This window comes from Opitutales bacterium (genome assembly GCA_013215165.1).
GTDB lineage: Bacteria > Verrucomicrobiota > Verrucomicrobiia > Opitutales > JABSRG01 > JABSRG01.
Genome location: JABSRG010000078.1, coordinates 1 through 12,803, shown reverse-complemented (window position 1 = coordinate 12,803; position 12,803 = coordinate 1). Strand labels below are relative to the sequence as shown.

General features: G+C 49.2%; 7 protein-coding genes. 3 read left to right on the top strand and 4 right to left on the bottom strand.

What is annotated here, in order from left to right; translation table 11 throughout:
- Positions 1-181: 181 nt before the first annotated feature.
- A complete protein-coding gene (gene rpe / locus HRU10_13835) occupies positions 182-838 on the top strand; it encodes a ribulose-phosphate 3-epimerase (protein ID NRA28311.1) in 657 nt (218 codons plus the stop codon).
- A 17-nt stretch (positions 839-855) separates the two neighbouring features.
- On the top strand, positions 856-2,328 hold the full coding sequence (locus tag HRU10_13830; GenBank protein NRA28310.1) for a hypothetical protein: 1,473 nt from the start codon (positions 856-858) through the stop codon (positions 2,326-2,328).
- 24 nt (positions 2,329-2,352) lie between these two features.
- Here HRU10_13830 and HRU10_13825 read toward each other — a convergent pair whose 3' ends face one another.
- Both HRU10_13825 and HRU10_13820 read right to left on the bottom strand, forming a co-directional pair.
- The gene (locus HRU10_13825) at positions 2,353-4,998 is read right to left on the bottom strand and encodes a methyl-accepting chemotaxis protein (GenBank protein ID NRA28309.1); all 2,646 of its coding nucleotides are present in this window, start codon (positions 4,996-4,998) and stop codon (positions 2,353-2,355) included.
- Between the two features lie 265 nt (positions 4,999-5,263).
- Positions 5,264-6,259, bottom strand: a complete 996-nt coding sequence (locus HRU10_13820) for a hypothetical protein (protein ID NRA28308.1) — start codon at positions 6,257-6,259, stop codon at positions 5,264-5,266.
- 107 nt (positions 6,260-6,366) lie between these two features.
- On the opposite strand from HRU10_13820, the gene HRU10_13815 reads away from it, so the two are divergent.
- Positions 6,367-7,392: a LacI family DNA-binding transcriptional regulator gene (locus HRU10_13815; GenBank protein NRA28307.1), complete on the top strand. Its 1,026-nt coding sequence runs from the start codon at positions 6,367-6,369 to the stop codon at positions 7,390-7,392.
- A gap of 35 nt (positions 7,393-7,427) precedes the next feature.
- On the opposite strand, the gene HRU10_13810 is transcribed toward HRU10_13815, so the two are convergent.
- Both HRU10_13810 and HRU10_13805 read right to left on the bottom strand, forming a co-directional pair.
- Positions 7,428-10,625: an AAA family ATPase gene (locus HRU10_13810; GenBank protein ID NRA28306.1), complete on the bottom strand. Its 3,198-nt coding sequence runs from the start codon at positions 10,623-10,625 to the stop codon at positions 7,428-7,430.
- Between the two features lie 196 nt (positions 10,626-10,821).
- On the bottom strand, positions 10,822-12,492 hold the full coding sequence (locus tag HRU10_13805) for a DNA repair ATPase (GenBank protein NRA28305.1): 1,671 nt from the start codon (positions 12,490-12,492) through the stop codon (positions 10,822-10,824).
- Between the last annotated feature and the right edge of the window lie 311 nt (positions 12,493-12,803).

Sequence of the window (12,803 nt, the reverse complement as noted above, 5' to 3'; positions counted from 1 at the left end):
GAACGCTAAGAGCCAATGAGCAATGGGATGAATACTGGAGCAAGAATTAGATCTCCCCGTTACTTCAATTGCACCCTCTGATTCATTCAACCGCGCTCAATTAAGAGAGGCCTTACTTTATAAAATCAAGCCGCCACACAAATAGGTTGTGAACTGAACGACTGTCGGAAAAAGATAGGGGATGTCTCATGATTTGATTGTCGCGCCTTCGATATTGGCTGGGAACCATGCTCACCTACTCGAGAGCGCTGAAGTTGTCGCAGGAGCAGAAGCGGATTGGATTCATCTAGATATTATGGATGGCCATTTTGTGCCGAACCTCACTTTCGGCCCACAGATGTTGGGCGACCTGAGGAATGGTGGCATAAAGTTGTTTTTCGACACGCATCTCATGCTCTCTCGTCCGGACCTGTATATCGAAGCCTTTGCCAAAAACGGAGCAGACCTCATTTCGATTCATATCGAACCCGACTATAATGTAGAAGAGACGCTGCAGCGCATCCGTGACCTCGGTTGTCAAAATGGAATCGTCCTCAATCCTGGCACCGATGCTTCGGCGATCGAGTCGTTGATTGATCAAGTCGACTTAGTTCTGGTGATGACGGTTCAACCAGGTTTCGGAGGACAGTCTTTTCAACACGCCCAAATAGAAAAGATGGAACAGATTTCAAGTTGGAGGCAGGAACGCGGTCTCAACTTTAGGCTGGAGGTAGACGGCGGTGTAGACCGAAAAACTGGCCTGCTCTGCCGTGATGCGGGTGTAGATACATTTGTAGCGGGCTCGGCTTTCTTCAAAGATTCAGACAAATCCAGTTTTCTGAAAGCTTTTGCTAAATAGCTCTTCACCGATTTGTTATGAATGCCGTCGTTGCCATACTAGATATCGGGAAGACTAATAAAAAAATTGCTCTCTATGACCGCGATTTAAAGCAGATCACGAGTCGCTCGATTCAGCTTGATTCGCAGCCAGCCCCCGACGGCTCCGGCATCGCATACGAACAGATCGATGCTATGGTCGGGTGGCTCAAAAACTCGCTGAGCGAGCTCGCGGCCGACTACGATATTCTAAATATCAGCATCACCACCCACGGGGCGACGTTCGCATTAATCGACGCGGCTGGCAAATTGGTGAAGCCTGTCATGTCTTATACGAGTGATCCGGTAGGCGATTTTGATTCTAAGTTTTACGCGGAATACGGTGATGCCAAAGAGCTTCAAGCGGAGACTTTTTCACCCCCGCTTGGCCTGATCAATGCGGCGGCGCAGCTCTACTATATCCAGCAAGCCAAGCCCGACGTATGGGCGGCAACAGAGAGCATTCTCATGTTTCCCCAGTATCTCGGATATCTCCTGACTGGAGAGCAATCTTGGGAGCCGACCATGGTGGGTAACCACACCCACCTTTGGGATTTTAAACAAGATGACTGGAGCCGCGTGGCAACAGATCTAGATGTGCCGGCGAAGTTTCCTGGTGAACGTCGTAGCCCTTGGGAGATACTCGGCACAGTCACTGATGATTGGGTAGAGGCATGTGGTCTCGATCCTTCCTGTAGTGTGACACTCGGCGTGCATGATTCAAATGCTTCTCTGGTTCCGTATCTAGCTAAGCCCTTCGATAATTACATTCTGAACTCAACTGGAAGCTGGTGTGTGCTGATGGCACCGGGTCAACAACCCGAACTGACCGCAGCCGAACTGCGCACGATGACTTTCTTTAACATGGATGTCGCTTGTCGCCCCGTAAAGACAGCACTGCTGAGTGGGGGAATGGAATATACGACCTTCAAAGCTTTTGGGCCGGAAATCGACAATTCGACTACTCTTGACGCAGAGGTCCTGTGCTCAGCCAGTAATCTATTCGTATTACCTGGCGTAGTGCCTACCGCGAAAATATTCCCGGACTGTAATCCCGGAGTCGAACAGGCGGGCAGCTTCACACCTCTGGATGAATTGTGTCCTGGCGAGCTGGCAGGGCTGGGTCAGCACTATTTTGCCGCGCTCAACCTGTCGCTGGCTTTTCAAACCGTCGAGGCGTTGAGTTTCTTAGGAGCAGGCGAGGGCACTACCGTGTTCATCGAGGGTGGATTCACTAAGAATACTTTGTATTGCCAGGCACTCGCTCAGCTTTGCCCAAAGATGAGCTTCCAGATATCAAACCTGGAGCAGGCCACCCTTTTTGGAACTGCTTTATGTGCCTGGAGGGCTGTCGATGAGGTGGAAATCGAGGACCTTGCCGAGCGTTTCGAAATTGATGCAAAGGAGATCGAGCCCAGTAATATCAAAGACCTCGAAGTATACTTCGAGGCCTTTATGTCCCGCGTTAAATAGCTGGGTAGCAAATTGACTTTGGCTCTAGTCTTTCGAGGTTTTGAATTGTCCTACCAAGCCGCTCAAGGTATCGGCCATTGTGCTGAGCTCTTCACTCTGAGCGTTCGTTTGAAGGGCATGTTCTCGAGACAGTTCGGATGACTCGTTCATATTCGACACACTCTGAAACACGTCGACCGAACTGTCTGTAGCCTGGTTGATGTTTTCAGAGATCTCGGTGACTTCTTGAGACGCCTGGGAAACATTATGTGAAATTTCATTACTAGCGATCGACTGTTGCTCGATCGCTGCCGCGATATCCTGGACATTGGCATCCAATTGATTGATCAAGCCAGACACACTGGAATTAGCCTCGGCCGCAGCGTTGGTTTTCCGCAACATTTCGGCGACGAGCTGGCTGATTTGGTCGGTTGCCTTTGATGTTTGTTGAGCGAGCTCTTTTACTTCGCTGGCTACGACGGCGAAGCCTTTACCGGCATCACCCGCACTGGCTGCTTCGATCGTTGCATTGAGGGCAAGCAGGTTTGTTTGGTCAGCGATACTGTTAATCGTCTCAATAAAGCTGCTAATCTCGGAGGCTGAAGATTGTAGGTCGGTCGTGGTTTCGAGCGCACTATCTACGTTCCTTTTTGCATCCGCGGACACCTTGGAACTATTCATGCAATTCTCAGCGACGTTCGTTACCGTAGCTGACATCTGTTCCATAGCCGCAGCGACGCTACTGACTCCAGAAGTTACTTTCTCTGCACCTTCAGAAATTCGAGTCAGGTTGCCTTTGAGCACATCCACAGATTGTTTTGTATTCGAAGAGTCTTCGTTTACGCTGTCAGCTGATTGAGTCAGGGATGCCGCATTTTGAGCCAGGCTAGAACTTGTTTGAGCCAGCTCGTTGGTATTATCAGCAACCTGTCGAATGATATTATTTAGTTTCGAGACGAACTGATTGAAATATTCTGCCATGCGTCCGAGTTCGTCGCGGTTCGTAACTTCTAAGCGAACAGATAGATCCCCTTCACCGGCACTGATATCTCTGAGCATATTTGAAGTTGAGGTGATCGGTCGCAGGATCGCATTTACGATTAATACCGCAAAAACAATCGTGAAAACGATGATGGCGATGGAACCGAATAGAATGATCGCCTGAGTCATAGATGCTGTAGAATCGGCGACCTCTTCGCGCTCTGCCATTAACACAGCTTCCCGATCTTTGAATTCTGTAATCATCTTTCTGAACGCATCAAAATATACCTTTCCACGTGCCTCGCTGATCAGATCCGCCATGTCATCCATAGTTTTCGCGTCCCCAATTTCGCGCCTTAGAGCAATGGTCGGTTCCGTTACATCAGATATCCAGGCGTTGATCGTATCCTTCATATCTTCGAGAATCTGAACTTGATAAGGGATCTCGCTTACAGCCTCCTGCAGGCTAGCGGTGAGGCGTTCGAAGTTTTCTCTCCCTGAATGATAGGGTGTCAAAAATTCTTCTTTACCTGCTAGAAGATATCCGCGCATTCCTGTCTCCATATCCACTGCCGAGGTCAAGATCTCTTTGGCTGTCGCGATTACATCATGAGTATAGTTCACCCAGTCACTCGCTTCTTTGATGCGTTTCATCTCGGCGCTTTTGAGCGCTAGGGCTGCCTTGCCCTCCGATTCGCGCTGTGCCAGCAATTCTCTTTCACGACCGACAAAAGCAGTAATCTGACCTTTGAAACGGTCAAAATATGTTTTGCTATGTGCGTCCTCGAATGATGCTGCAATATCTTCCATAACCACACCATTGCCTACTTGACGGCGCATCATGATCGCCGGTTCGGTGACATTTTTATTCCAGTCGCTGAAAGTACTGCCTATCTCAGCCAACAACTCCACCTGGACGGAGTTATCGCTAACTTTCTTTTGCAATGCACTGAGTTTACTGAAGAAAGCTGATTTTCCCAATTCGTAAGGCTCAAGAAATTCGTCATTGCCTGCTAGCAAAAATCCCCGCAAGCCCGTCTCCATATTCATCGCCTCGGACAAGAGCGACTCCGCCTCTCCGACGACTTGATAGGTATGGATAATCCAGCTTTTCGAGTCCCTCACTGTCTCAAAGGCAGTGTTGAGTCTGGCGAAGGCTGTATCGGACTCGTTAAGCCGCTCAACGATTAGCTCCTTTTCCCCCTTAATGAATCGAGTGATCTGGCTTCGGAATTTGTCGAAATATGTTTTTCCGCGCGCTTCGCCCACCAGCTTAGCCATGTCGTTCATGGTCTTTGCGTCGCCGATTTCGGTGCGAAGATCGATGGCCGGCTGAATTGCATTTACGTTCCATTCCGCGATTTTGGCGCTGATCTCCTCAAGTAGTTTTACTTGAGTCGGACTGTCGCTGACAGTCTTTTTGAGCTGTGCAATTTTGTCTGTGAATTCTGCCTCTCCGTTTCTGTACGGTTCAAGGAATTCATCTTTTCCTGCGAGGAGGTAGCCACGAGCACCCGTCTCCATATCCACCGCTGCAGACTCAATCTGACTCGCTTCGGCAATAACGTTAGATGTGTGCGTGACCCAACCCAAAGAGTCGAGGAGCTTTTCAGTGCTATTTACACTGACGGCGCTGAGAATCGCAAACAGCACTAAGGCAAGGCCAAAGGCTGTGAAGAACTTGAATCGGATGGATAGATTCTTGAGCATGGTGTGGCAAGATTTTGGCAGTTATTCTTTATCGAGTAGCCCCAAAGGTTTCGAACGGGACCCTCCATTAATTCGCCCGGCGATCGCTCAGCCTGAATCATTTGAGAAAGAAATCTCGTATTCTTTCGCAATCTAATCAAACCGACAGCGATCGAGCTTTTAGACTTGTGCAAAATCCGCCTTCCAGGTGACATCACCTATCAACAAAAAACCCACCACAGACGCATCTGTGGTGGGTTTTGGGAAAATATATGATTAGAAGTCTCTATCTGCGCCGGCGACCCCAAACAATATAAAGGCCCAGTAAATCGGCCATTAGGCCATAGGTTGAAGGCTCTGGAATCGCGACCAAGGTGTAATCGACGCGGAATGAACCGTCTATTGCATCATGGAAAAGAGAAGCTGACTCTCCAGCAGCCAAGCCGACGCTATTCAATGTTCCTAAGCTCCCTGTCAGGTTATTCCCGTAGTCGATCAGTGTAGTACTCAGTGACCCGGAGTGGGAGCCGCGATCTATTGAACTGAAGTCGATGGTCACTTCGTTTCCACCCAATGTGAGATTGCCAGTATTCAATACAGTGAGTGCTCCTGATCCGCCTGAGCTTCCGAAGGTGAAGTTCAGGTCAGTGGCAGAATTTTCGAAACCCGTGGCTGAATTGAAAAGATCTGTGTTTCCGACTATAAAACTACCCGCTGAACCGGTGACAGATAGTTGAGCCGTGTCGTCTGAATCTGCTCCATAAAGTCTGAAGTTTTCACCCGACCCACTTACGGAGCCTCCGTTTAAATTGAACTGAGTGATAAGCGTATTATCGAAATCGCTCTGTGTGAGATAAATTCGACTAGTAAAGGTCAGTGTCCCAGAGTTTACATTCACGATGCCACCTTCATCTGATCCGCTGCTCGAATTCAGAAGCCTATGTAGCGTCAAATTTCCGTTTAAATTTAAGGTTCCACCACCACTGAGGGTAATGTTGTTACCGTCCATGTCGAGCGATCCGTCGACTTGACCCACTGCCGGGGATTGGATAGCTAAATTACCAGAGGCGGTGACTGCGTTTCCCGACTGAATCGTCCAAGAATCGGTGCTGGTAGGAGCGACTCCTCCTTGCCAGGTAGTACCGTCTTGAAACGTGCCATCGCCGTCAGAGAGGATTTGGGCCTGAGAGGTTAACGAGGCAATTAACCCGATAAATAACGATAGTCTGAAATGAGAATATATCTGTAATTTTTTTGATGCCATAATGAGAGGGGTTTTCATTTTTTCAGCACGATAGCTTTTCACCAGGTAAGGACACAATAACGCTGCTGCGGGACAGTCCCGCAGTGTTTCCTTTAAGCCCAAAATTTAGCTCCGATTGTATAAACGTGAAAGCTAGTCGAAAACCCAACATCAGAGACATTGCTGCCCATTTGGGGATAAGTAAGTCGACGGTGCACCGCGCTCTTTCAGGTTTGTCTCGGGTCTCTGATGAGACTCGCACACGCGTCGAGGATGCGGCACGCGAGCTGGGATTTGAAAGAGATCTAACTTATTCTACCTTGTCCAAACAAAGGCAGATTAGCAAAACGAAGCGAACGCTCATCTACTATCTCCGAGAAAGTCCTCAGGCAAACGAACCCGGGGTGTTTAGAGCGACACCCGATCTCTCCAAATACTTCGATAAACATAAAGAGAGAATGGGGTTTGAAGTAGAGAAAGCAGATCCAGATCTGTTTAAACATCCTTCAAGGTTGATTCAGACGATCTACCATCGCGGTTGCTCTGGAATTATCGCTGGCCACTGTAAGCGCGAAATTTATCAGGCGATAGTGGAATTTGGAAAATTGCCGGCTATCAGCTTCCAAACGCAGGTATTCACAGGATTTCACTCCATCTGTCATAACCAACAAGCAGGAGTCTTTATGTGTTGGCATAAACTTTGGGAGAAGGGGTATCGACGCATCGGGCTAGCTTCGATGCGTCATCATCCAGTGATAAAGGATGACCTACAACGAGAAATGGCGATGATCGCGCTACGTCAAAAGTATGGAGAGGCTGCTGTTTCCATACCTCCCCTCTATGCTATGAACAAATCACGCGAGCCATACCTTATATGGCTTGAAAGCTATAAGCCCGACGCGATTATCGGCTTCTCACCATGGCTGTGGTATGAACTACAAAAAACAAAACTAGCTGGGACGCCTTTTGTATTACTTCATGCTAGAGATGAAGGGAAAGAGAGACACCTCCCAGGAGCCTTGCAGTCAAAAGATGTCTTAGCATTCGAGTGTTTGAGAAAACTCGAGGACATCATAAAATACGAATCATCCAGTGTAAGCGCCTATGCACTGGATACCCTAGTGCCTCCGCGATGGCACGAAGGTGCGGGTATCCCAGATAAAAAAGACTGAAGCCTCATAGCACATAGTGAGCATGCGAAAAACACCTACTCTTCGATCTGAGTATGGCTCAGCATCTTATTAAACGCCTTGAGAATCTCGTCCAGCCTCTCGATGGTCCCTGTAGGTAGACTGAGCTGCTGAATAGGGCGAGGCTCGATAACCTGCTGTGCCGCAGGGGACACCGTCATTTGTTCGCGGATTTCTGATAAGACGTTGATAACGCCTTGTATCTCCCTGCGGTCTCCAGAGGTGGCATCTTTAAGGGTGGCTGCGATACTTTCGACACTGCCAGAGAAAGTGAGCAGTGGGCCCAAAATTCTGCTGATGGGGTCCTCTTCACCGCCGCCACCAAGAAGCTTATTTCGATTAAAAGTCTGTTTGATTTCTAACCATCGCTGCGCCTCATCTTCGCCCATCCAGCCTTCAATTTCATAAAGTTTCAATAGATTGGCCTCAGCTCCATCTGTGAGTGTTTGAGATTCATTCAAATAGTGATCGCGAATCAATTGCTCCACTTCTTCGTCGGTCATCAATGCAACTACTTTCTCCGCCAGGCGGTTCATGTTGCGATATGAGCCTTGTAACTTGAATGCGGGTTCGGTTCGGTAGGCTTCCTCCTGTGCGGCTGAAAGGATATACTGCTGATTTACTCTCAAAATCGTCTCACGAATTCTCATCAGCTTGCGGAGAACCGAGATGATTTCACTGAGTTCCTCCGCGCTGTAATCACCCACATATTCTCTGTCCTGCATACTTTCCGTTTCGATCCCTTCCATCATGCTCAAGATATCCGCGTGATGGCGTGCGGCGACCTGAGCAAGCACACTATTAGAAGTCATCGCATTCTCGATATAAGAGTTCTTAAAAGCTGCAAGGCTTCCGCCTACGATGTCACCTAGGTTGTAAGTGTCTGCCCGATTGGCCAACATGTCTGGAATTTGAAACTTTGCCCCGCTTTCAGTATACGGATTGCCCGCCATGACGACCGCGATTTTGCGCCCACGGAGGTCGTAGGTCCTGGGCTCGCCTTGGAACACACCCTCGATTTTACGCTGACCATCGCAAAGTGAGATGAATTTTTGGAGGAGCTCGGTATGACAATGCTGAATATCGTCGAGATAGATCATGGCATTGTCGCCCATCTCGAAAGCTAGGTTGAGTCGCTCAACTTCCTCTCTTGCGCTTGCATTAGGAGCCTCAGATGGATCAAGTGACGCCACTTCATGCCCTAGGGCAGGGCCGTTTATCTTGACGAAAGTTATCCCGAGGCGGTTTGCCACATATTCCATGAGGGTGGTCTTACCGTAACCAGGAGGCGAAACGAGGAGTAGCAGCCCCATACGGTCGGTGCGTGTATTTTCACCGACGACTCCAATCTGTTTAGCGAGGTTGTCACCAATGATGGGTAAATACACCTGATCCAGAAGCTGGTTGCGCACAAAGGAGGTGAGGATACGTGGGGTGAAAGAATCGAGCTTTAGCTCACGGGTACGCTGATCCAGCAAGGCTTGTTTACGTAATTCAAATGCTTGGTGAGCGGGCAGCGTGATACGCTCAAAATAGGTAAGCCGCTGGACAAAATCGTTGATGTCGAGCGTTGTTTTGCCATCGGGGATGGCGGGGTGATTACCGCGGAAACCTGACAATTCCGCACGCAAAGAGACCTGACTTGGCTTTACTTCACGAAAGCGTCCAGAAAGTAAGTGGGCCGCTGCTTCACTCACGTAGTCTAGGTGGTGTTGCCAATCCTCGTTCGCTAGAGCAAAGGCGTGAATCCAATCGGCAATTATTTGGTACTCTGAGACTTTGCTGGAGTGACTCTGAGCTCGCAGTTCTTCGAAACGCACTTTGAAGCGCTTGCCTAGAATGTCTTGCTCAAAGGATTGAATTAATTCCCATGCCTCTTTGCTCACAGAGAATCCGTGGGCGTCCGTCATTTCTGCAAAGAGATAGGCTGCCGCATCATCGGCGGTTTCCGTCGAAAAGGGGGCGTGGTCGCAAAATTCGACAATGCGGCGAGACAGGTGTTCTGTATACTCTACGCGGTTGCTCGCATCAGGATAGAGTTGAGCGAGCGCTGCGAGAGACTCGATCTTGAGGTGCAGTAGATCGCCCGCTTCGTCGGCAAATACCTCTTGCCAAAAGACGAGACTACAGGCTCGAATTTCTGGAGGAAAGCGTAGCAGCTTGGCTTCGTGAACCATGGGCGCAAGTGCTGCGAGGATTATCAGGGCATCATGATCGTGGACACCTTTTATGTAGTTTTCCCGGTAACGAGGCGCCATGAAGGCTTGAATCGCTTCAAGCTGTTCCTCAGCAGTTTGCCCGATGTAGTCATCTAATACGCCCTTATTCTGTGCGTCTCGAAGAAATTGCCAGGCGAGAAATTCGGCTCGATAGATCGTCTTGTTTTCCGAAGGCGTTTCCATCTCCCAAACCTCGCGAGAGTCTGAAATGGTTTGATCGATGATGGGTTCGAAGTAGCGCGTGCCCGAGAGGTGATAGGCAAGGCCATTATCCCGGTGGACTATCGTGAGACGCAGGTCACCGCTAGAGGTCGAAAACAGGTGTCGACCCAGGCGTAGGGTCCCTTCACCTTCTGCGTAGAGCTCCTGCTGGTCCTTAAGCTGACGTAGACTGTCACTGTGTAAGGTCTTCAACTGAGCATTGAGGCCATCGCTATGCTGGGTTTCGCCCAAATCCCTAAGTTCGCCAATAGTGGAATGAAGCTTCTCCACCATCAGATCAGCAGCAAAAAATGCATTGAGATCCGTGGCATCGTTGAATGACTTGAGTCGGTTGGACACACTCGCGATGACGCGTTCGCCCGTTTTGACTAACTTTGCCACTTTGCGACCATGGTCTTCCCTTAGCGTGGATTTACGCGCCTCGAAAGCAGCATAGATTTCCTCGCGCTTGCGAAGTATCTCATCCTGAAACGCATCGAAATCAGCGTATTTGCCTTCCAGTTCTTCAAGCTGAACCATGAGCTTGTTCAAATACTCGTCGCAGCGTTCCGGCGAATCGGAGACATCGAGGTAGTTGACGGTAGCTTGGCTGAGTAGCTTCATCTGAGCCCCAAATTGTGCTTCCCCTTCAGTCTTTGCCTGATCTTGAATTCGACGTTTTGTGGCAGCTTTGACCTGATTAAGATGAGCGAAAACAGACGAAATACGGTCGATGACCTCGGTGGTTTGTGTCGCGTCTTCGATTTTGAGATTACTCACAATATCGATCAACATTTCCAAGGCTTCTCCAGCCGCGTCGACTTGTGCCGCAAGGGCCCGTGTTTCAGCGGCGGTCTTGGTTTGCTCTACATGGCTACTGAGGCCGGATATTTTTTGTTTGTAAGGGTCTAGAGCGTCGGGTCGGAGAAGAAATTCTACCGTTTGCTGAGTGGTTCGATCGTAGGCTTCAGCGATATGCGCCTCGCGTTCCTCAATAGGGGATGCCTCGGCGTAGCGCAGTTACCTCACCACGAAGTCGCCGCAAGCTCGCAAGACGTTCGACGTAGCTCTCGACATCAGAAGGCCTCCCGCTGGCAATCTCAGAAAGCTGTTTACGAACGCTCTCAAAGACCTCGCGGGTATTCTTTTCTGTGGCCTTACGTATGCGGACTACTTTTTCGAATTCATCAATCACGGCGACCGCGGTTCCATTGATTTCTTGAAGGGTAGCCTTGAGATCGCCGACGTCTTCGGAATCAATCCAGAAGTAGCTATCAATTGCGTCTCGAGTTTGACGGACGATGTCAGCATAGAGACGTTCGTACGATTCGCCTTTGCTGATTAGTGTTAGAACTTCCTGACAGGAAGACAGCGCACGAACAACCTCAGGGTTTCCGACCTTGGCGAGAAAATGGTCTGAGCCACTGTGGAGCACATCCGCATCTTGAACAAATGGCGTTTGCCAAACCTGTAGACTGTGGTGCCTACTCGGCTGACCCTGCGATTTGAAATATATGAGCTCGCCGCTGTTGAAGAGCGAGAAGCCATGACACTGTATTGGATTTTCAACGCTCTGCGTGATGACGTTGTAGGGGAGGAGAGAGTAAATACCGTCGAGGCGATTATAGAAAACGTAAAGATGGTCTTCACCATTTGCTGAAGCAACAACGCGCTCTAGGAGCATCTTGCTTAGGTTGAGCTCAAATTTCTTGAAAGTCCCAGAATCCAAGTAGTAGCCATCGGCAAAGATCACTCCATGATCCTCGGGTAGCAGCACACAGGAACTCTCGATAGAGTCTATGCGGTAGACCTCTTTGACCTTGTGGTTGTAGATGAAGCCTCGGGTTATTTGTTCCTGGTAAGGTCGGATTTTAATAAGGACCAAGTCTCCGGCTATAGCGTAATGTATGTCGGCATCATCGAGGGTTTGGTCCGCATTGTCCACTGGCTCAGAAAAGATCCCAACTCCGTCATCCGTGTTATCTTCGATCTTGATGGTCAGGTCGCCTCCGATCGTTTCAACAAATACTTTATCCTCTATCGAAACGTGAGGATTTGAGCCGGAACGCTGCATGTCGCGGTGTGCGCGGTTCCAGCTAAAACTGTGAGACTCAGGAAGCTGATATTCGTGTTCTGAGCGATTGCCTCGATAACTAAGCTGCCCCTCACCGGATATGAGCCATTTAAACACCTTCACATCGGCGACATCCTCTGAGACCCGAAAAGCCATATAGAGATGGGGGCCGATCAAAAGGAATTTTACGAAGGACGTCTTTTTGTAGTAGCGATACAGATAAGCGAAGTCTTCAAGGAACTCCGGCTGCTCCAAAAAGCTATGTTTTGCAGCCTCGAAAGTCCGCTCTTTGGAATCATAACGATAAATGGAAAATACATCAGCGACCTCGATCTTAGATCGAAGTCCCATGTGGACATTGTAGCCAAAAAGAAAGAGACCTTGTCCCAACGAAAGCATATCGCGTGGGATACAATTGTTTTCAGTAACCACCCGATCGGTAGTCAGTAGCTCAGTGCCCACTCCACCAAAGACCTCATGCCGCAGTGCATTGAGCCGAGCGAGTTTCTGCTTCAGCTCAGCGCCCTGGGCTTCCAGCCGTCTGCGGATAATTTCATAACTACCGCCATCTAGTGAGGGTTGGGACATATTTCAGGGTCTCAGGCAAAGAGTCTAAAACGCAAAGAAGTTAACCAGTAACACCATGGGCGATGCGATGGATCCGGTCTCTCAACACAGGATCCTCGGTCAATCAATTCTTGCTCTGAAACTTTCTCGGCCAGTTCTATACCCAAGAGCTTGGGAATACAAACAGCTGCATTAACTGCTGCTTTCGCAATCTCATTTTCCTTCGCCACAATCTTTGCGTGAGACCTAAATTTACACAGCCATCCCATAAGACCTGATGGCGGAGATCAAACCTGAGTATTGATGGGCTGTAGCGGTTGATCGTGTCTATT